At 70.8% G+C, this 19,892-nt stretch carries 15 protein-coding genes; 14 read left to right on the plus strand and 1 reads right to left on the minus strand.

From position 1 onward, the window contains the following. Window positions 1-101: 101 nt before the first annotated feature. From M3B01_RS11590 to M3B01_RS11600, 3 genes are read left to right on the plus strand one after another with little or no spacing between them, the layout of a single operon-like run. On the plus strand, window positions 102-1,103 hold the full coding sequence (locus M3B01_RS11590; protein ID WP_259792247.1) for an ABC transporter permease: 1,002 nt from the start codon (window positions 102-104) through the stop codon (window positions 1,101-1,103). Between the two features lie 16 nt (window positions 1,104-1,119). Next, window positions 1,120-2,319 (plus strand): iron chelate uptake ABC transporter family permease subunit, encoded by a 1,200-nt coding sequence (locus tag M3B01_RS11595; RefSeq protein WP_396121466.1) that lies wholly within the window; start codon window positions 1,120-1,122, stop codon window positions 2,317-2,319. Then, window positions 2,316-3,080 carry an ATP-binding cassette domain-containing protein gene (locus M3B01_RS11600; protein WP_311203228.1) on the plus strand — a complete coding sequence of 255 codons (765 nt, stop codon included), beginning with the start codon at window positions 2,316-2,318 and terminating at the stop codon, window positions 3,078-3,080. Before M3B01_RS11595 ends, M3B01_RS11600 begins: the two co-directional genes overlap by 4 nt. 69 nt (window positions 3,081-3,149) lie before the next feature. On the opposite strand, the gene M3B01_RS11605 is transcribed toward M3B01_RS11600, so the two are convergent. Continuing rightward, window positions 3,150-3,986, minus strand: a complete 837-nt coding sequence (locus M3B01_RS11605; RefSeq protein ID WP_259792249.1) for an aldo/keto reductase — start codon at window positions 3,984-3,986, stop codon at window positions 3,150-3,152. A 104-nt stretch (window positions 3,987-4,090) separates the two neighbouring features. Between M3B01_RS11605 and M3B01_RS11610 the strand changes: the two genes are divergently transcribed. From M3B01_RS11610 to M3B01_RS11660, 11 genes are all read left to right on the plus strand, one after another. Then, on the plus strand, window positions 4,091-5,641 hold the full coding sequence (locus M3B01_RS11610) for an LssY C-terminal domain-containing protein (protein ID WP_259792250.1): 1,551 nt from the start codon (window positions 4,091-4,093) through the stop codon (window positions 5,639-5,641). Between the two features lie 281 nt (window positions 5,642-5,922). After that, window positions 5,923-8,055, plus strand: coding sequence for a PhoX family phosphatase (locus M3B01_RS11615; RefSeq protein ID WP_259792251.1), 2,133 nt, complete (start codon window positions 5,923-5,925; stop codon window positions 8,053-8,055). 426 nt (window positions 8,056-8,481) lie between these two features. Next, window positions 8,482-11,571, plus strand: a complete 3,090-nt coding sequence (locus M3B01_RS11620; protein ID WP_259792265.1) for a DUF4040 family protein — start codon at window positions 8,482-8,484, stop codon at window positions 11,569-11,571. After that, window positions 11,568-11,900 (plus strand): Na+/H+ antiporter subunit C, encoded by a 333-nt coding sequence (locus tag M3B01_RS11625; RefSeq protein WP_017823398.1) that lies wholly within the window; start codon window positions 11,568-11,570, stop codon window positions 11,898-11,900. The genes M3B01_RS11620 and M3B01_RS11625 overlap by 4 nt, the downstream gene beginning before the upstream one ends. Then, window positions 11,897-13,438: a monovalent cation/H+ antiporter subunit D family protein gene (locus tag M3B01_RS11630; RefSeq protein ID WP_259792252.1), complete on the plus strand. Its 1,542-nt coding sequence runs from the start codon at window positions 11,897-11,899 to the stop codon at window positions 13,436-13,438. The genes M3B01_RS11625 and M3B01_RS11630 overlap by 4 nt, the downstream gene beginning before the upstream one ends. After that, window positions 13,438-13,920 carry a Na+/H+ antiporter subunit E gene (locus tag M3B01_RS11635; protein ID WP_259792253.1) on the plus strand — a complete coding sequence of 161 codons (483 nt, stop codon included), beginning with the start codon at window positions 13,438-13,440 and terminating at the stop codon, window positions 13,918-13,920. Before M3B01_RS11630 ends, M3B01_RS11635 begins: the two co-directional genes overlap by 1 nt. Next, a complete protein-coding gene (locus tag M3B01_RS11640) occupies window positions 13,917-14,177 on the plus strand; it encodes a monovalent cation/H+ antiporter complex subunit F (protein ID WP_259792254.1) in 261 nt (86 codons plus the stop codon). The genes M3B01_RS11635 and M3B01_RS11640 overlap by 4 nt, the downstream gene beginning before the upstream one ends. Then, on the plus strand, window positions 14,174-14,569 hold the full coding sequence (locus M3B01_RS11645; protein ID WP_259792256.1) for a monovalent cation/H(+) antiporter subunit G: 396 nt from the start codon (window positions 14,174-14,176) through the stop codon (window positions 14,567-14,569). The genes M3B01_RS11640 and M3B01_RS11645 overlap by 4 nt, the downstream gene beginning before the upstream one ends. Window positions 14,570-14,883: 314 nt before the next feature. Then, entirely contained in the window at window positions 14,884-17,055 is a 2,172-nt protein-coding gene (locus M3B01_RS11650; RefSeq protein WP_259792258.1) for a prolyl oligopeptidase family serine peptidase, read from the plus strand. Further along, the gene (locus M3B01_RS11655; protein ID WP_259792260.1) at window positions 17,052-17,663 is read left to right on the plus strand and encodes a hypothetical protein; all 612 of its coding nucleotides are present in this window, start codon (window positions 17,052-17,054) and stop codon (window positions 17,661-17,663) included. The genes M3B01_RS11650 and M3B01_RS11655 overlap by 4 nt, the downstream gene beginning before the upstream one ends. A gap of 158 nt (window positions 17,664-17,821) precedes the next feature. Beyond that, complete coding sequence (locus M3B01_RS11660; RefSeq protein ID WP_259792261.1) at window positions 17,822-19,726, plus strand: serine hydrolase; 1,905 nt, start codon at window positions 17,822-17,824, stop codon at window positions 19,724-19,726. Window positions 19,727-19,892 lie beyond the last annotated feature (166 nt).

Genomic DNA, 19,892 nt, shown 5'->3' on the forward strand with positions numbered 1-19,892 from the left:
GGTGGTTGCGGGCTCGGGGCCTCCGCCCCAGGGGGGGGGCCGGGGCGCCCCCCCGCCGTGCGGTGCGTCCGCCCCCGTCCCGCTCGTTGCCAGGTGCCCTGATGTCCACTGCCACCACCACGTCCGACGCTCCCCCCGGAAGGAGGCGCGGGCGCGAGAAGCTCCTCGACTGGAAGCTGCTGATCGGCATCGCCGTGGTGGGCGCCCTGCTGCTCGCCTCCCTGCTGACCGGGGTGTACGACGTGTTCGGTGCCGAGGGCGGCCGCCAGATGTTCGCCATCACCCGCGTCCCCCGCACCGTGGCCCTGGTGCTGGCCGGTGCCGCGATGGCCATGTCGGGGCTGATCATGCAGCTGATGACGCAGAACCGCTTCGTGGAGCCCTCCACCACCGGCACCACCGAATGGGCGGGGCTGGGGCTGATCCTGGTGATGATCGCGGCGCCGTCGGCCTCGATCCTCACCCGCATGGTGGTGGCGATCGTGTTCGCGTTCGTGGGCACCATGGTGTTCTTCGTGTTCCTGCGACGGGTCACGCTGCGCAGCTCGCTGATCGTGCCGATCATCGGCATCATGCTGGGCGCGGTGGTCAGCTCGATCTCCAGCTTCGTGGCCCTGCAGTTCGACGCCCTGCAGAACCTCGGCGTGTGGTTCGCCGGGTCCTTCACCTCCGTGCTGCGCGGTCAGTACGAGGTGCTGTGGATCGTGCTGGCGGTGGGCGTCGCGGTGTTCTTCGTGGCCGATCGCCTCACCGTGGCGGGCCTGGGCGAGGACATCGCCACGAATGTCGGCGTGAACTACCAGCAGGTGGTGCTGCTGGGCACCGGCCTGGTGGCCATCGCCACCGGTGTGGTCACCGTGGTGGTGGGGAACCTGCCGTTCCTGGGCCTGATCGTGCCCAACGTGGTCTCCATGATCCGCGGGGACGACCTGCGCTCGAACCTGCCCTGGGTGTGCCTGCTGGGCATCGCCGTGGTCACCGTGTGCGACCTGATCGGACGCACCATCATCATGCCGTTCGAGGTGCCCGTCTCCCTGATCCTGGGGATCGTGGGCGCGGCCGTGTTCATCGCCATGATCCTCAGGCAGCGTCGCCGTGGCTGACCGCGACCCGTACCCCATGAACCCGCGCCGCCTCGGGTCCCCGCCCGCCGACGGCGCGGCCGACGTCTCCACCGCCCCCACCGACACCGCGGTGGACCTGGATGCGATGGGCGCGCCCACCTCCCGCCAGGGCAACCGCTGGGCTGCGCGCCGCAAGGACCGAGGCGGAGCGGCCGGGACATCGGCCGGGGCAGGGGCCGGTGCCGCGCGCACCCGCGGCAGCTCCGGGGCGTTCCCGGGTGCCTCATCCCGGCGCCGCTATTGGATCGTGGTGGCGGGACTGGCGGTGCTGGCGCTGGCCTTCGGCTTCGGCCTGCTCGCCGTGGACAACCCCATGCCGCCCGGCTCCCGCGGCTTCTGGCTGATCGCCGAGCTGCGCGCCACCTCCCTGCTGGTGATGCTGATCGCCGCGTTCTGCCAGGCCACCGCCACCATCGCCTTCCAGACCGTCACCAACAACCGCATCCTCACCCCGTCGATCATGGGCTTCGAGTCCCTGTACACGGTGATCCAGACCGGCACCATCTACTTCCTGGGCGTGGCCGGGGTGGTGGCCCTGCAGGGCGCCGGGCAGTTCCTCGCGCAGGTGGCGATCATGGTGGCACTGTCGGTGCTGCTGTACGGCTGGCTGCTGCGCGGGCGCTACGCGAACATGCAGGTGATGCTGCTGATCGGCATCATCATCGGTGGGGGGCTGGGATCGGTCTCCTCCTTCATGCAGCGCCTACTGACCCCCAGCGAGTTCGACGTGCTCACCGCCCGCCTGTTCGGCTCGGTCACCAACGCGGAGGTCGAGTACCTCCCGTACGCGATCCCGCTGTGCCTGACGGCCGGGGTGCTGATCTGGCTGAACGCCCGCACCCTCAACGTGATCGCCCTGGGGCGGGACGTGTGCATCAACATCGGGGTGGACCACGGACGCCAGACCATCTACACCCTGGTGCTGGTCTCCGTGCTGATGGCGGTCTCCACGGCCCTGATCGGACCCATGACCTTCTTCGGCTTCCTGGTCGCCACCCTCACCTACCAGGCCGCCGGCACCCACGACCACCGCCGCCTGCTGCCCGTGGGCGTGCTGATGGGCTTCGTGGTGCTGGCCGGGGCGTACTTCGTGATGAACCACGTGTTCTACGCCCAGGGAGTCGTCTCCATCATCATCGAGCTCGTCGGCGGGACCGTGTTCCTCGCCGTCATCATGCGGAAGGGGCGCCTGTGATCACCATCGACACCGTGCGCAAGCGGTACGTCTCAAGCTCGGGCACCGTGGAGATCGGCCCGGTCTCCATCGAGATCCCCTCGGGCGGCGTGACCGCCCTGGTGGGGCCCAACGGTGCCGGCAAGTCCACCTTGCTCACCATGGTGGGGCGCCTGCTCGGCATCGACGAGGGCGCGATCGAGGTGGCCGGGTACGACGTGTCCTCCACCGCTTCCAAGGACCTCGCCAAGGTGCTCTCGGTGCTGCGCCAGGAGAACCACTTCATCACTCGCCTCACCGTGCGGCAGCTGGTGGGGTTCGGCCGCTTCCCCTACTCGAAGGGGCGCCTGACCGCCCTGGACGAGCAGAAGATCAGCGAGGCCATCGACTTCCTGAACCTCGAGGAGCTCGAGGACCGCTACCTCGACCAGCTCTCCGGCGGTCAGCGGCAGCGCGCGTACGTGGCCATGGTGCTGGCCCAGGACACCGAGTACGTGCTGCTGGACGAGCCGCTGAACAACCTCGACATGCAGCACAGCGTGCAGATGATGGGCCGCCTGCGCGATGCCGCCCGCGAGCTGGGCCGCACCATCGTGGTGGTGCTGCACGACATCAACTTCGCCGCGCACTACGCCGACCACATCATCGCGATGAAGGACGGCGCCGTGGTCGAGCACGGCCCGGTGGAGACGATCATGGACGGCGCCGTGCTCTCGCGCGTGTTCAACACCCCCGTGCAGGTGGTCGAGGGACCCAACGGGCCGCTGGCCGTGTACTACTGAGGCCGCCGCCGCTGGGACAGGCGCGAGCGGCCGCCTCGCCCGAGCGGAGCTGCCTGACAGGGCAGGGTCTCAGTGCCCTGAGTCAGCAGGGTCGCGGCCGGCGCGGCCGTCCGCCCGGTCCAGCTCGTCGATCCGCACCAGCTCGTCCTCGGCCAGGCGCAGCTGCACCGATCCCAGGTTCTCCACGATCCGCGAGGGGGTGACGGACTTCGGTATCGCCACGATCCCGCGCGCCAGGTGCCAGGCCAGCACCACCTGGGCGGGGGTGGCGCCGTGCGCCTGGGCGATCGCGGTGATCGCCTCGTTCTCCAGCAGATCGCTCCTGCCCTGCCCCAGAGGCCCCCAGGCCTGCGTGAGGATCCGGTGCTCGTCGTGGAAGGCGCGCAGCTCCCGCTGCTGGAAGTAGGGGTGCAGCTCGATCTGGTGGATCACCGGGACCACCCCGGTGGCCTCGATGATCTCCTCCAGCTGGGGGAGGGGGAAGTTGGAGACGCCGATGGAGCGCGTCAGGCCGCGCCGCTGCAGTTCGATCAGCGCCTTCCACGCCTCCAGGTACAGACCCTGCTGAGGGAGCGCCCAGTGGATCAGGAACAGGTCCACGTACTCCAGGTCCAGGCGCTCCAATGACGCTTCGCAGGCGGCGATCGCGTCGTCGAAGCGGTGGGCGTCGTTCCACAGCTTGGTGGTCACGAACAGCTCCTGGCGCGGCAGCCCGGAATCGCGGACCGCCCGGCCCACGCCCTCCTCGTTGTCGTAGAGCTTCGCGGTGTCCACGTGCCGGTAGCCGGCCGCGAAGGCCTGGCCGGTGATGTCGGCAGCGACGTCGGAGTCGACCTTGTAGACGCCGTAGCCCAGCTGGGGGATGGAACGGCCGTCGTGGAAGGTGAGGGTGGGGCTGGCGGGCATGGTCTCCTCCGGATCCTCGAGCGCTGCGGACCACCCTACGATGGCCCCATGATCCGAACCGGTGCCCAGGCGGCGGCGCATCCGGCCCGCCCGGGGGCGGCGCGATGACCCCGGCCCGGCAGCCGCGGCTGGCGCCGCTGGACCGGCCCGTCCCCGCCGAGCAGCCGCACTACGACCACCAGCGCGGCCACGCCCCGATCCGGGGCGGCTTCGAGCTGTACGGGCTGCTGGACACCCTGTTCATCGTGGCGGGCCTGGTGCTGTCGGTGTGGCTGGCCGGCCTGTACCTGCTGGAGGGCTTCTCGCTCACCCCGGTGCGGATGCTGTACCTGGTGGGCTTCTGGCTGCTGCTGACGTACATCGCGCTGCCTCGCCTGCACCAGCTGATGACCTGGATCTACCTGCCGGACTACTTCATCGGCCGCACCCGCACCGTCGAGGGCGTGCTGTCGGACCCGATCAACCTGGCCTTCGACGGCGACGAGGCCGATCTGCACGTGGCCATGCGCCGGGCCGGCTGGGTGCTCGCCGAGGAGCGCACCGTGGGCTCGGCCTGGGACATGGTGCGGGCCACGCTGCTGCGCCGCTCCTACCCGGAGGCGCCCGTCTCGGACCTGTTCCTGATGGGGCGGCGGCACGACTTCACGTACCAGCAGGAGGTGGGCGGCACCACCGCCAAGCGCCACCACGTGCGCTTCTGGAGGATGCCGCGCAGCTTCTCCCTGCCCGGCGGGTACCGGGCCGACTGGCTGGCCGCCGGCACCTACGACCGCGCCGTCGGCTTCTCCTTCTTCACCCTCCAGTTCACCCACCGCATCGACGAGAACATCGACGTGGAGCGCGACTACGTGATCGACACCGTGCGCTACGCCGACCCCCGGGTGCAGGTGGAGGTGATCCGTGAGTTCTCCGCTGCCTACCACCACCGCAACGGCCAGGGCGACCGGATCCGCACCGACGGCGACCTGCCGATCATCGACGTGGCCGGGGCCGCTGCGCGCTCCGACGGCGCCACCGCGATGATGCTGCAGCGGCACCGGCCCACCGGCACCAGCGTGTGGCGGGCCCGCGCCGTCTCCTCCGCCCACAGGGCACTGCGGCTGCGCTCCGACGCGAGCGGGCGGCAGCCTGCCACCCGCCCCGACCTGGCCGGTGCCTGGCACGAGACCCTCGACGACCTGCACGAGACCATCTCCGGCGCGGCCGACCATCACCTGCCGCCGCCCACCGTCGTCTTCACCGCCGCCCTGGTGCTGCTGCAGACGATCCCGGTGATCGCCCAATGGGTGGCCCGGGCACTGGGGGAGGACCTGTCGATGCTGTTCGCCGACGCCTTCCTGGTGTTCCCCGAGCCGACGGAGCTGATCCAGGTCTCGGTGTTCGTGGGAGCGCTCGTCGCGCTGGTGATCGGGGTGTTCCGACGCAGCCGCTGGGCCCGCGTGGGCCTGATGGCGCTGTTCACCGCCGATGCGGTGCTGCGCCTGCTGGTGGCCTCCACCGCCGGGAGCGACGCCGCCCATGCCCTGCTGGTGGGTGCCGGCGCCTCCGCGCTCGGCGTCATGGCGATCACCTCGGACGCCTCCCGACTGTGGGTGCAGACCCCGCGCCTGCCCTCCCGGTCCTCGCGGCACTCCACCTCCGTCCCGGCCGCCTGAGAGCGGAACGCATGCAGGGGAGGGCCGCCGAGGCCGGCCCCTCCCGTGGAGCGCGCCGCCCAGCTTTGTCGCGCCCGCGCGGCCCGGAGCGAGCGAGGGAGGCCGGGTGCCCCTGTGTCCGAGCATGCCGTCCGGTTCCTGACTCATTGCCGGCTCCAGACCGGACGTTCACGTCCCTGTCACGGTCGCGTGAGGCACCCGTCATCTTCGAGGAGGACCGTCGGCCGCGCCCCACAGCGTGCCCGCCACGGTCGCGCTCTCTCCTCACGAAGGCTCCTCCCATGCCCCGTCTGAACCTCCCCCTGCTCATGGACGGCCACACCCGCGGCAAGCGCTCCGCGGTGACCTGCGCACTCAAATGCGGCAACCAGTGCATCGGTGCCGACTGCAACACCTCCACCAACGCCTACTTCCGCGACATCGCCGCCGGTGCCCTGTCCCGTCGTGCGCTCATCGGCGGCGGCACCGGTGCGATCGCCATCGCCGTGGCCGGCACCCAGGGAGCCCTCGCGGACGGCCCCGCCGCCGCCAAGCCCGGGAAGGGGAACGGGAAGGGCAAGGGCGGCAGGCCCGACGCCGCCCCGAACGGCTCCGAGCTGGTGTTCACCCCGATCGCACCCGTGGACGCCGCGGCCGACGAGTTCACCGTTCCCGAGGGCTTCACCTGGCACCCGATCATCCGCTGGGGCGACCCGATCTTCGAGGACGCACCGGAGTTCGACTGGCACGCCCAGAGCGCCGAGGCGCAGAACCTTCAGTTCGGCTACAACAACGACTACACCGAGATCCAGGAGGTGCCCGGCACGAACGGTCGCCGCGCGGTGATGTTCGTGAACCACGAGTACACCAACGAGAACATCATGTTTCCGCCCACCATGAGCGCCGAGGAGGTCATCGAGGTGGGCATGGCGGCCCACGGCCTGACCGTGGTGGAGCTGGAGCGCAGGAACCACAACTTCCCGTACCGGTACGTGCGCGGGGCCGAGCTGAACCGCCGCATCCTGCTGTCGGACACCTTCGAGCTGACCGGCGCCGCCGCCGGCTCCGACCTGGTCACCACCATCGAGGACCCCGAGGGCCGCCACGTGCTGGGCACCCTGGGCAACTGCGCCGGCGGTCTCACCCCGTGGGGCACCCTGCTCTCGGGCGAGGAGAACTTCCACTCCTACTTCCGCGCACCCGGCACCACCGCCGAGGAGAAGCGCTACGGGCTGGCCGACGCCCCCACCGCCCGCGGCTGGGAGAACGCCCACGAGCGCTTCGACACCCGCAACGAGGGCTACCGGAACGAGGCCAACCGCTTCGGCTACATCGTCGAGGTGGATCCCTGGGACCCCACCTCCACGCCGAAGAAGCACACCGCCCTGGGCCGCTTCAAGCACGAGGGCGCCAACGTGATCATCGCCGAGGACGGCCGCGTGGTCGCCTACTCCGGTGACGACGAGCGCTTCGACTACCTGTACAAGTTCGTCTCCGCCAAGAAGTACGTCGAGGGCGATCGCGCGCACAACATGACCCTGCTGGAGGAGGGCGACCTGTACGTCGCCCGCTTCGACGGCAACTCCCCGGCCGCCGAGATCGACGGCTCCGGGGACCTGCCCTCCGACGGTGCGTTCGACGGCACCGGCCAGTGGCTGCCCCTGGTGCTGGACGGGGCCTCCCAGGTGCCCGGCTTCACCGTGGAGCAGGTGCTGGTCCACACCCGCCTCGCGGCCGACGCCGTGGGCCCCACCAAGATGGACCGCTGCGAGGACGTCGAGCCCTCTGTCCACACCCGGCGCGTGTACGTGGCCTGCACCAACAACTCCAACCGCGGCGTGGGCGCCAACGCCGGCCCCGATGAGGCCAACCCCCGCACCGCCAACCGCGACGGCCATGTGATCGAGATCGACGAGCTGGGCGACCAGACCTCCACCTCCTTCGCCTGGAACCTGCTGCTGGTGTGCGGCGATCCGGAGACCGATCAGGGCACCTACTTCGGTGGCTTCCCCGAGGATCAGGTCTCCCCGATCTCCTGCCCCGACAACCTGGCCTTCGACTCGGTGGGCAACCTGTGGATCTCCACCGATGGCCAGCCCTCCGGCATCGGCTACAACGACGGCCTGTTCCGCGTGACCCTGGACGGCGAGGCCCGCGGCCGCGTCGAGCAGTTCCTGTCCGTCCCCCGCGACGGCGAGACCTGCGGGCCGATCGTGCGCGACCGGGACCGCACCGCCTTCGTCTCCGTGCAGCACCCGGGGGAGGATGGCGAGTGGGGCGCTCACACCTCGTACTTCCCCGACTACGACGGCACCGGCCCCAAGCCCTCGGTGGTCCAGGTGATGCCCTCCAAGCCCGGCAAGGGCAAGGGGCGCGGCAACGGGAACGGGAACGGCAAGGGGAAGGGCAACGGCAAGGGGAACGGTCGGGGCTGACCCACCCCGCGCCGTCATGAGTGGAGCAGTTCGGTCGCTTCCCGACGCTGGAAACAACCGAACTGCTCCACTCGCGTGACGAGGGGTGCTGAGGTGGTCCGTGCCGCGAGGTCCTGTCGTAACCCTGCGCTGCGGGATCCTGAGGGGGCGCGTCCCGCGGGATCCCGCCGCGAGACCGTCCCGGGGGCGTGCGCCCGGCAGTGATCCTCGCCACCCCCGCGTCGCCCGCCCCGTGGCTCGCCAAGGCGCCCGCACTGTCCCCGCACCGCCCCCCGAGGCTTATTCCTCTCGCGCGCACGCGAGGGAGGCCCTGGCCGTCGGTGCCCCTCATCACTGGGAGAAGTCTTGGGGCAGGTTGTGACCAGTCGATAAGATGCTGGCCATGTCCCGCCACGATGCCACCTCCTGCCCTGTTCGGGGGTGGTGATGGTGTCCGTGCTGTGGACGGTGCTGAGCCTGGGCGCCACGGTGGCTCTCACCCCGGTGCTCGACAAGCTGATGGGCCGCGCCGCCTGCTACGTGCTGGCCGTCCTCTACCTCGTCGCCGCCGGCGCACTGATCCCCGCCTCGGCCGCCGTGCTGGCCGGCACCGATGATCCGACCACCGCCTTCTCCGTCCCCTGGGCACCCGCATGGGGGGTCGACTTCGCTCTGCAGGCCGACGGCGTGGGCATCGTGTTCTCGATGATCGCGCTGGTGATCGGCGCGGTGGTGCTCGTGTACTCGGCCCGCTACCTCGACCCCGGGCGGCAGCTCAGCTTCTCGCTGGTGATGGCCCTGTTCACCCTGTCGATGGTCACCCTGGTGCTGGCCGACGACCTGGTGCTGCTGTTCATCACCTGGGAACTCACCTCGATCGCGTCGTTCCTTTTGATCGCCCGCAGCGGGGGAGCAGGCCAGGCGGCCTCCATGCGCACCCTGCTGATCACCTTCCTGGGCGGGCTCTCGCTGCTGACCGCGGTGTCGCTGATGGTGTGGCGCCTGGGCACCACGTCGGTCTCCGAGGTGCTCGCCTCGGACGTGTGGGCGCCCGGAGACGGCTTCACCACCCTGATCGCCCTGCTGGTCGCCTTCGCGGCCTGCACCAAGTCCGCCCAGTTCCCCTTCCACGTGTGGCTGCCCGACGCGATGGCCGCCGCCACCCCCGTCTCCGCCTACCTGCACGCCGCCGCGGTGGTGAAGGCGGGCATCTTCCTGCTACTGCGCTTCAGCCCCGCCTTCCATGACGTGACGGCCTGGAACGTGGTCCTCATCGTCGCGGGCCTGATCACCGCGTTCGTGGGCGGCTTCCTGGCCCTCCAGCAGTCGGACCTGAAGAAGCTGATGGCCTACTCGACCGTCAGCCAGCTGGGCCTGATCGTCACCGTGATCGGGGTGGGCACCGAGCTGGCCATCCTCGCCGCCATCGTGCACACCATCGCCCACGCCCTGTTCAAGTCGGGCCTGTTCATGATGGTCGGCGTCATCGACCACTCCGTGCACACCCGCGAACTGCGCCGCATGCCGGCGATGTGGCGCGCACTGCCGGCCACCTTCGTGGTCACCGTTCTGGGCTGCATGTCCATGGCCGGGCTGCCGCCGATGCTGGGCTTCGTCTCCAAGGAGTCCCTGCTCACCGGCGCGCTCGATGCCCCCGGCGCGGCCTGGACCGGCTGGGTGGTGGCCCTCGGCATCGCCGGTGCCAGCGTGATCACCTTCGCCTACTGCGCCAAGATCGTGCTGGGCGCCTTCGTCGACGGCCGCGACCCCGCCCTCGACCCCGCCGACGACGCCCGGGCCGACGAGACCGGTGCCGTCGTCCGTGCGGCCGACGTGCACCGCCCCGAGCCGCTGCTGCTGTGGCCCGCCGCCCTGCCGATCCTGGTGGGCCTGCCGCTCGCGCTGGTGGTCGGGGTGCTGGACACCCCCGTCGGCCGGGCCATGGAATCCGCCCTGGGCATCGAGGGCGCAGACCCCCACCTGGCCTTCTGGCACGGCCTGACCCCGGAACTGGCCCTCACTGCCGGCGTGATCGTGCTGGGCACCCTGATCGCACTGGGCCGCCGCCGCATCCTCCCCGCGCTCGAGGATCGCCCCTTCCCGTACGACGGCGCCCGGGTGCTGGGTGCGGTGGATCGCGCCGTGGAGAAGCTGGCGGCCGTGCTGGTGCGGCCCATCGCCTCCGACGACCCGATGCGCCACCTGGCCGCGATCGTGATCGCCTTCGCTACGGTGCTGCTGGGCTCCCTGGCCGTGGTGCTCGACGACCTCGCCCCCCTGCAGCCGAACCTGAACCGCCCGATCGACGCGGTGCTGCTGGTGCTGATCACCGCCGCCGTGCTCGTGGTGTGCACGCGACGGGACCGGATCGGCGCGGCCGTGTCGCTGTCGGCCGTGGGCATCCTCGCCACCGTGCAGATCCTCTCGCTGGGCGCCCCCGACGTGACGCTGACCCAGCTGCTGGTCGAGTCGCTGACCATCATCGTGATCATGCTGGTGCTGCAGCGCCTGCCGCGCACCTTCGTGGCCTCGGGCCGCTCCGGCCGTCGCGGCGCCCTGGTGCCCGCCGTGCTGGTGGGCCTGGCCGCCGGCGCAGGCACGTTCATGTTCATGGGCCGCCGCGGTCGCAGCGAGGTCGCCGAGTACTACATCGCCAACGCCGAGGAGATCACCGGCGGGCACAACATCGTCAACGTGATCCTGGTGGAGTTCCGTGCACTGGACACCCTGGGCGAGCTGTCCGTGCTGGGCATGGCCGGGGTGGCCATCGTCGCGGTGCTCTCCAGCGTGCGCGACAGGTTCATCGATCCCGGCACCGTCGAGCCGCCCGCCCCCGACGCCGATGCGGTGGAGCGCGCCGAGCACGACCGCGAGCCCGTGCTGCGTGAGGCGGGCACTGCCGCGCACCGCGCCATCTCCTCCGCCTGGAGCAACTCCGCCGCCCTGCAGCTGATGGTGAGGGTGGTGGCCCCGATCCTCGCGGTCATCTCCGCCCTGCTGTTCTGGCGCGGCCACAACGCCCCCGGTGGCGGCTTCATCGCCGCCCTGGTGGGCTCGGCGATCGTGGCGCTGCTGTACCTGTCCACCTCCTCGGACCGTCAGATCGGCCCGCCCCGCGTACCGCTGCACCTGATCGGCGGCGGCATCGTGGTGGCCCTGGGTGCCGGGTTCCTCGGGTATCTCAAGGGCGGGTTCCTGGAGCCGCTGCACGGATACCTGTTCGGCGTGCACCTGACCACCTCGATGATCTTCGACGTGGGCGTGTACCTCGCAGTGCTGGGCCTGGTCATGATCGCGGTCAACCTGCTGGGCGTCAGCGGGTCCCCGTCCACCACTCCATCGGGCGTGGACAGCGGCACCCGCGCCGAGGACGCCGTGGAGGGCACCCGTGAGCGTGTCGACGAGGCCGTCGAGGGCGAGCTGCCCGGGCCTCTGGAGACCACCCGTGGCGAGGCGCTGCCGGATCGTCGCCGGGTCGGTGTGCGCACCTCCCACCTCACCTCCGGCATCAGGCCGAAGGAGGTCGGACGACGATGATCATCTCCCTGACCGTGGCCGTGCTGGTGACCGGCGGTGTGTACCTGCTGCTGCAGCGCAGCATGGTGCGCGTGGTGTTCGGCATGACGCTGCTGAGCCATGCCGCCAACTTCATCCTGCTCTCCGCCGGGGTGCCCGGCTGGCGCGCCGAGCCGCTCACCGACGTGTCCGGCCGCCCCGAGATGGCCGACCCGCTGCCGCAGGCCTTCGTGCTCACGGCCATCGTGATCACCATGGCGGTCACCATCTTCATGCTGACCCTGGCCGTGCTGGGCCGTGACGACGACATGGCCGAGCACCCCGAGACGGGGGAGACGCGAGACTCATGATCCCTGCCGTCGCTCCCTCCCTGCTGCCCCTGTTCGTGGTCATCCCCCTGCTGGGGGCCGGCCTGCTGGTGCTGGCGCGGCAGCGCGCCGTCGAGGTGGCCCTGCTGATCGCGGTGCCGATCGTGATGCTGCTGGGCTCGATCTGGCTGCTGCTGTACCACCGCACCGAGCCGCCGCTGTCCCACGCGGTGGGCGGCTACGTGGACATGCTGGCGATCCCCTTCGTCTCGGACTCGCTCAGTGCACTGATGCTGCTGGTGACCTCCATCTCCACCCTGGCCGCGAGCGTGTTCCTGGTGCTGACGGGGGAGTCGCGCTACCGCTTCGTGCCGCCCCTGGTGCTGCTGCTGACCGCCGGCGTCAACGGCGCCCTGCTCACCGGCGACCTGTTCAACCTGTTCGTGTGGGTCGAGGTCATGCTGATGCCCTCCTACGCGCTGATCGCCGTCACCGGCACCTGGCGCCGCCTGGGCATCGGCCGGCTCTTCGTGCTGGTCAACCTGCTGACCTCCACCATCCTGGTGATCGGCGTGGGCTTCGTGTACGGCACCGCCGGCACCGTGAACCTGGCCGCCCTGGCCGGGGCCGGCAGCGAGAACACAGTGACCGCAGCGGCCCTGGCCGTGGTGCTGCTGGCCCTCGCCGTCAAGGGCGGCATGGTGCCCGTGCACTCCTGGCTGCCACGCGCCTACCCGGCCACCTCCGCCGGGATCATGGCCCTGTTCTCCGCCCTGCACACCAAGGTCGCCCTGTACGCGATGTACCGCATCACCGCGATCGCCTTCGAGGACGGCCTGCCGTTCCTGTCGGTACTGGTGGTGCTGGTGATCGTGACCATCCTGGTGGGGGCGTTCTCCACGGCGGGCACCAACCGGATCCGCAGCGCCATGGGCCACCAGATGGTGGCCGGCGTGGGCCACATCCTGCTGGGCCTGGTGCTGCTGACCGAGGTCTCCTTCGCCGCCGGCATCCTGTACCTGGTCCACCACGTGGTCACCATGTCCGCGCTGCTGCTGACCACCGGCGCGATCGAGCACACCTACGGCTCCGGGCACCTGGACCACCTCTCCGGCCTCGCCCGGCGGGACCCCTGGACCATGGGCATCCTCGCTCTGGGGCTGTTCAGCCTGGTGGGCCTGCCGCCCACCTCCGGGCTGTGGGGCAAGGTGGGCCTGATGCGGGCCTCCGCCGAGCAGGCCACCGCCGGTGATGCCCTGCTGGGATGGGCCGCCCTGGCCGCCGTGGTGATCGCCTCCGTGGCCTCCCTGCTGGGACTGCAGCGCCTGTGGCGCGGACTGGCGTGGGGCGAGGACATGACCGTGTACCGTCCCGACGATCCCACCACCGGCCGTGGAACCGACGTGCCGCTGCCCGATGACGTGCGGATCCCCTGGCGCCTGCTGGCCCCGGGTGCAGCGATGATGGCGCTGTCCCTGGCGATCTTCGTGTGGATCGGTGCGCTGCTGCCCGCCGTGGACTCCAGCGCCGCGGACCTCCTGGACGTCGGTTCCTACGTGGAGGCGGTGATGAACGAATGATGCGCCTGTGGTACGGCATCACCTATGTGCTGTGGATCGTGGTGGAGATCGTCAAGGGCTCCATGGACGTCGCCAAGGGCGCCTACAGCCGCGGCACGAAATCCTCCCCGGCGATCGTGGAGTTCCCGCTGCGATGCACCACCGACGCCGAGATCATCGCGATGGCCTCCTCGATCACCATCACCCCGGGCACGCTGGTGGTGGGCACCGCCCACGGCACCGAGGCGGAGCACCCCAGCCTGTTCGTCCACGCACTGTTCGCCGAGTCCCGGGAGCAGGTGCTCGCTGACCTCACCGACATGGAGGACCGCCTGCTGCGCGTCACCCGCGGCCGCGCCGGCGCCCAGGACGACCCGGCGCGCGGCTCCGGCGGCACCACCGACCCCGACCACGCCGACGGGCGAGCGGCCCGCCGCGTCGACGAGGGGCCCCACCGCGAGGTCGCACCCAGCGAACCCGTCGTCGGAGAGGAGGAGCGATGACCGTCATCCTGTGGCTGACCATTGCCATCCTGAGCGCTGCGATCCTGGTGGGCCTGTTCCGCGTTGCCACCGCTCCCGATGCCGCCAGCCGCGCCGTGGTCGGTGACCTGGTGTTCTTCTCCGCGATTGGCATCATCGCGGTGATCGGTCTGGTCAACGAGTCGGCCGTGTCGGTCGATGCCACCTTGATCGCCTCGGTGCTGGGAATCCTCGCCACCGTGGCCCTGGCCCGCATCCTCACCAGGGGGCGCCGATGAACTCCGTGCTCGATATCGTGCTCACGGCGCTGGTGGCGGTGCTGCTGCTGGGCGGCGCGTTCTGGATGCTCACCTCGGCGCTGTCCATGTTCCACGCCCGCGACTCCCTGAGCCGGATCAACGTGCTCTCGCCCGCAACCGGGCTGGGGCTGCCCATGATCGTGTTGGGCACCTTCCTGGAGCACACCCGGGTGGACGGTTTCGATGTGGCGACGCTGCTGAAAACGCTGTTCACGGTGGTCGCCCTGATCATCGTGTCCTCGATCGCCTCGAACGTGCTGGCCCGCGCCGCGTACCTCTCGGGCGCGCCGGTGGATCCGCGCACCGCCCCCCAGGACCTGGCCCGCGCGCCCGGCGAGGGCGACCAGGTGCCGCACAGCGAGGATCGCTGAGGCCGGGCCTGCTTCGCCCCGCGAGGATCGCTGAGGCCGGGCCTGGTTCGCTCCGCGAGGATGAGCCGGCAAGCAGTGCTCGTGGGCCTTGTCCATCAAGTGGTGCGGGGAGCGGGACACGTGATCATGCGTGGTCGCGGCGTTCTCGGGGCCGACGATCTGTTCCCGCTCCTCGCAGGTCAGGAACTCCAGGCGGAAGCGGAACGAAACCCAGGATGCTATACGTGGGGTCGAGGTTCCAGGCAGGGTTGATGGCCCGCCATGCGGGGCTGGAGATGCGGCCGGGGTGGTTCAGGTCACCTACCCTGGTCGCCATGGTGACGACTCTGCCCCACGGTTCCTGGCCCTCCCCGATCAGCGCTGAGCTGCTGGCTACCGGCGGTACGCGGCTCGGCTCCCCCCGGCTGGTGGGCAACGAGGTCTGGTGGACCGAGGGGATCGCCACCGAGGAAGGACGCACAGCGATCGTGCGCACCCCTGGTCCGCTGGCGCTTCCGGGCGTTGGTGGGGGCGTCGAGGGAGTTGCGGGGGGCGAGGCTGCCGTCGAAGCCCCCGTCGCAGAATCCCTCGCTGCAGAAGCCCCCGCACCGGTTACCGTGCTCCCCGCCCCGTACAGCGCCCGCTCCCGGGTGCACGAGTACGGCGGGGCCGCGTGGCTGGCCCTCACCGCGGTCGACCTCGTCGCTGACGGCTCCGACAACCCCCACGACCCCGAGCACCGCCCCGTCGTGGTGTTCGTGAACTTCGTCGATCAGCGCGTGTACTCCTTCATCGAGGGCGAGGAGCCACGCCCGCTCACCCCCATCGGCCCCGAGGTGCCCAGCGCCCACGGCCCGTCCCTGCGTTGGGCCGACCCCATTCCGGTCACGCTCGCCGACGGCACCGTGGAGGTGTGGTGGGTGTGCGAGGACCACACGGGCGGCGAGCAGGGCCCCAGGGCCGGTGAGGACGGCGCCCCGCACATCGAGCGCTACATCGCCGCGGTGCCCCTGGACGGCTCCGGCGCCGCGGACCCCTCGGCGATCCGCCGCGTCACGCCCGCCTCCCGCTTCGTGGCCCACCCCCGGCTCAGCCCCGATGGCACCCACGTGGCGTGGATCAGCTGGGAGCACCCGCAGATGCCGTGGGACGGCACCGAGCTTCACGTGGCACCACTGATCAGCGGCAGTGCCGGTACCGGTGAGGTGATCGCTGGGGACACCGCCACCTCCGTGCTGCAGCCCGAATGGCTCGACGACGGGCACCTCATGTTCATCTCCGACCGGTCCGGCTGGTGGAACCCGTGGGTGTGGTCCGCCGACGACGGCGCCCGTCAGGTGCTGGAGGTGGAGCAGGAGTTCGCCGAGCCGATGTGGAGCATCGGAGCGACGTCCTACCAGGTGATCGACACCGACCATGCCCTGGTCCAGTACGGTCGGGCCGCCACCGGCCTCGCTGTGCTCACCGTCTCCACCGGCAAGCTGCGCGCCCTGGAATGCCCGCTGACCTCGTTCGATGCCGTACAGCGGCGCGAGGACGGCCTGGTGGTGCTGCTCGGGGCCTCGCCCACCGAGTTCCCCGCCCTCCATCTGGCACGGCTCGACGGCCCGGAGGCCTCGCTGTCGGCCCTGGAGCTGCTGCGCTCCTCCCGCTCCGACGCGCCCGAGGAGGCGGTGCTGCCCCGCGGTGAGGCCATCGAAGTGCCCCTGCCGGGCGGTGGTGTGGTCCACGCGATCGTGTACCGCCCCCGCCACGAGCGCTTCACCGGCCCCGAGGACGAGCTGCCCCCGTTCATCGCCCGCGTCCACGGCGGCCCCACCGGCCACGTGCCCCCGGTGCTGAGCCTGCCGGTCGCCTACTACACCTCGCGTGGCCTGGGCGTGGTGGAGGTCAACTACGGCGGCTCCACCGGCTACGGGCGCGCCTACCGCGACCGCCTCAAGGGCCAGTGGGGCGTGGTGGACGTGGCCGACACCGTCGCTGTCATGGACCACCTGGTGGCCCAGGGCATCGCCGACGGGAAGCGCCTGGCGATCGAGGGCGGCAGCGCGGGAGGCTGGACCACTCTGGCGTGCCTGACCCGGACCAGCGCCTTCGCCGCTGGGGTGTCCAGCTTCGGTGTGGCCGAACTGGAGCAGTTCCGCCTGGACACCCACGACTTCGAGTCCCGCTACATCGACCAGCTGGTGGGTCCGTACCCGGAGCGGCGCGACCTGTACGTGGAGCGCGCACCGCTCAGCCATGTGGACGAGCTCGAGGTGCCGGTGCTGCTGATGCAGGGCGACGAGGACCGCATCGTCCCGCCCAGCCAGTCCGAGATGGTGCGCGATGCGCTCGCCGCCAAGGGCATCCCGCACGCGTACATCCTGTTCGAGGGGGAGCAGCACGGCTTCCGCAAGGCCTCCAGCATCATCCGCGCCACCGAGGCGGCGCTGTCGTTCTACGGGCAGGTGCTGGGCTTCAGCCCCCTGGACGTGCCGGTGCTCGAGCTGAGGACCAGCGCATGAGCCAGTACTCGTCCCCGCCGCCCGGCCCTGGCCACGAGCCTCAACCGAGCTACGGCCCGCCTCCCGCCTCGGGCCACGTCCCGCAGCAGCAGTACGCGGGCCACGGCCCGGAGCAGCAGTACGCGGGCCAGTGGCACGGGCGAGCTCCGCCACCGGTCGCGAAGCCGGTACCGGTGACGGCACTGTCTCGCCTGGCGGCCATCCTGGTGGTGCTCCAGCTGGCGGGTGGGCTCCTGGAGGGGGCGGGATGGCTGCTGCCCCGCCTGGTGGCGAGCAGCCCGGGACAGTGGATCGCGCTGGGACTGTCGCTGGTCTACATAGTCATCGTGCTGGCAGCCCTCGGCGTAGCACTGGCCTGCATGATCGTGGCTATCGTCGCCTTCGTGCGGCTGCCGCCCGGCAGGGCCCGCACCGGCGCCCTGCTGCTGGTCACCACCGGGGCCGTCGCCTCCGGTGCCGTCACCAGCAATGCTTCAGGAGATGGACTGCCGCAGGCCGTGGCGATCGGCATGACGGTGCTGCGAGGGCTCGGGGCTCTGGTCTCCATCGGGCTCGCGATCGCCGGTCTGATGCGGTTGCGTACCAATCCCTCTGGCCGGAGGCCGTAAGGGGACCATGTGCATAGACCCGTCACGCATGGAGCGCCGCTATGGCCGCCGGAGCGGTAGGGCCCGGGGTGGTACGGGGCTCGGGAGGCGGGATGGGGCCACGGATGTGCCCGGACATCATGTAACGTGACGCGGGCCACTAGCACGAGGAGACGATGATGTCCGATCACACCCCCCATCCCCTAACCCGCCGAGCAGCAGTGGCCGGGACCGCGATCACGTTCGGCGTCGGAGCTGCCATCCCCGCCGCGCTCGCCGACCCCGCGGAGAAGGGCAGCGGCCGCGACAAGCCCACCCCGCGCAATGCCCGCGCGAAGAAAGGCGCTGGCACCGACGGGCAGGGCGCGAACGGCGGCGACCTGCCCGATCCGTGGGATCGCTCCGGCTCCAGTGACCGCCCTGTGCGCGAGGGCAACCCCCGCTCCGTGGGACTGGACCCGGATGTGCTGGATCAGCTGCCCGGCATCATCCGTGCCGGCCTCGACAACGACCCGCCGCGCTTCTCCGGGACCTCCCTGCTGGTGGCGTCCCAGGGCCGCATCGCCTACGAGCATGCCGACGGCTACGCCCTGCGCTGGAAGGACCCCACCGAGCAGCTGCCCGAGGACCAGTGGGTCCCCGCGCGGCAGGACACCATCTACGATCTGGCCTCCATCTCCAAGCTGTTCACCGCCACCGCGGTGATGCAGCTCGTGGAGCGCGGGCAGCTCTCGCTCGAGGACACCGTCGCCTCCCATCTGCCGCGCTTCGGCGAGAACGGCAAGGAGCAGGTGACCATCCAGCACCTGCTCACCCACGTGGGAGGGCTGCCGCCCTTCATCAACCTGTGGCAGGCCTACCCGGATGTGCCCTCCCGCATCGACGCGGCTCTGACGGTGAAGCCCACCGCCGTACCGGGCACGAAGTACGTGTACAGCGACCTCGGCCTGATCGCCCTCGGGCAGGTGGTCGAGGTGATCTCCGGGCAGGGCCTGGACGTGTTCGTGCAGGAGAACATCACTGCACCGCTGGGCATGACCGAGACCATGTACAACCCGCCCGCGGAGCTGCTGGACCGCATCGCTGCCACCGAGTACATGACCGTCACCGGCGAGCTGGTGCGCGGCCATGTGCACGACGAGAACGCCTACTCACTCGGCGGGGTGGCCGGTCACGCCGGGGTGTTCTCCACCGCCCGGGACCTGGCCGTCTTCGCCCAGATGTTCCTCAACGGCGGCACCTACGGCGGGGCGCGGGTGCTCCAGACGAGCACCGTCCAGGACATGTTCACCGACCGCATCGCCGAGGTCACCGGGCCCGGCGGGGCTCGCCGCGGCCTGGGCCCGGAGCTGGCCGCCTGGTACTACCACGCCGGCCTCACCAGCCCCTACAGCGGTGCGCACACCGGCTTCACCGGGACCTCCCTGGTGATCGACCCGCTCACCGACACCATCGTGATCATGCTGGCCAACTCGGTGCACCCCACCCGCGAATGGTCCACCACCTCGGTGACCCGGCGTGAGATCTCCACCTGCGTTGCCCACTCACTGGGCATCGTCCCGAAGAAGGTGCGCGACGGCTGGCACGCCGGCCACGTCGACGGCACCGTCGCCACCCTCACCGCGGCCCTGGACCTGGGCACGGGCGGTCGCGGCAGGGGAGGGAAGGCCAACGACAGCAACGGGCCGGCAGAGCTCACCGCCGAGCTGTTCTACCACCTCGAGGAGGCGTATGACCTGCTCACCGTGGAGGCCTCGGCCGATGACGGCAGCACCTGGACGCCCTTGGCCGGCACCCTCACCTCGAAGGATTCCGGCACCATCGGCGCCCCCATCGGCTCCCTGACAGGATGGGGCCGGCGAGCCCGGTGGGACGCCACGTTCCCGCTGGTGGCAGGTGGATCACCGCTCACCGGCGAGGTGCAGCTGCGCCTTACCGCCGCCACCGACGGTCTCACCCGGGGCCTCGGTGTCTGGGTGGGCCGCATCCAGGTGCGGGCCGCCGGTGGCGGGAAGAAGCTGCTGGACACCCAGCGTGGCCGCGACCGGGATGCTTTCGTGGCCGACGGCTGGGTAAAGAAGTGAGCGGGCTGCTCTCGCCCTGGATCGCGGTCCTGGCCCCCCTGGTCGTCGTGGGCGTGGCCCTCGCGTTCCGTCGGCGGCCCGAGCCCCGGTCCGAAGACAGGACGCCGACCGAGGGAGACTGACAGCCGCCGTCGGCCCCTGCCCGCACGGCGCGGTGTCGGCGTGC

The organism is Brachybacterium sp. p3-SID957 (assembly GCF_025144775.1).
Taxonomy (GTDB): domain Bacteria; phylum Actinomycetota; class Actinomycetes; order Actinomycetales; family Dermabacteraceae; genus Brachybacterium; species Brachybacterium epidermidis.

What these genes read in the sequence shown, in the direction of transcription:
- M3B01_RS11590 (WP_259792247.1), top strand. Translation starts at nt 102, where the DNA reads ATGTCCACTGCCACCACCACGTCCGACGCTCCCCCCGGAAGGAGGCGC.
- M3B01_RS11595 (WP_396121466.1), top strand. Translation starts at nt 1,120, where the DNA reads ATGAACCCGCGCCGCCTCGGGTCCCCGCCCGCCGACGGCGCGGCCGAC.
- M3B01_RS11605 (WP_259792249.1), bottom strand. Translation starts at nt 3,986, where the DNA reads ATGCCCGCCAGCCCCACCCTCACCTTCCACGACGGCCGTTCCATCCCC.
- M3B01_RS11610 (WP_259792250.1), top strand. Translation starts at nt 4,091, where the DNA reads ATGACCCCGGCCCGGCAGCCGCGGCTGGCGCCGCTGGACCGGCCCGTC.
- M3B01_RS11615 (WP_259792251.1), top strand. Translation starts at nt 5,923, where the DNA reads ATGCCCCGTCTGAACCTCCCCCTGCTCATGGACGGCCACACCCGCGGC.
- M3B01_RS11620 (WP_259792265.1), top strand. Translation starts at nt 8,482, where the DNA reads ATGGTGTCCGTGCTGTGGACGGTGCTGAGCCTGGGCGCCACGGTGGCT.
- M3B01_RS11625 (WP_017823398.1), top strand. Translation starts at nt 11,568, where the DNA reads ATGATCATCTCCCTGACCGTGGCCGTGCTGGTGACCGGCGGTGTGTAC.
- M3B01_RS11630 (WP_259792252.1), top strand. Translation starts at nt 11,897, where the DNA reads ATGATCCCTGCCGTCGCTCCCTCCCTGCTGCCCCTGTTCGTGGTCATC.
- M3B01_RS11635 (WP_259792253.1), top strand. Translation starts at nt 13,438, where the DNA reads ATGCGCCTGTGGTACGGCATCACCTATGTGCTGTGGATCGTGGTGGAG.
- M3B01_RS11640 (WP_259792254.1), top strand. Translation starts at nt 13,917, where the DNA reads ATGACCGTCATCCTGTGGCTGACCATTGCCATCCTGAGCGCTGCGATC.
- M3B01_RS11645 (WP_259792256.1), top strand. Translation starts at nt 14,174, where the DNA reads ATGAACTCCGTGCTCGATATCGTGCTCACGGCGCTGGTGGCGGTGCTG.
- M3B01_RS11650 (WP_259792258.1), top strand. Translation starts at nt 14,884, where the DNA reads ATGGTGACGACTCTGCCCCACGGTTCCTGGCCCTCCCCGATCAGCGCT.
- M3B01_RS11655 (WP_259792260.1), top strand. Translation starts at nt 17,052, where the DNA reads ATGAGCCAGTACTCGTCCCCGCCGCCCGGCCCTGGCCACGAGCCTCAA.
- M3B01_RS11660 (WP_259792261.1), top strand. Translation starts at nt 17,822, where the DNA reads ATGTCCGATCACACCCCCCATCCCCTAACCCGCCGAGCAGCAGTGGCC.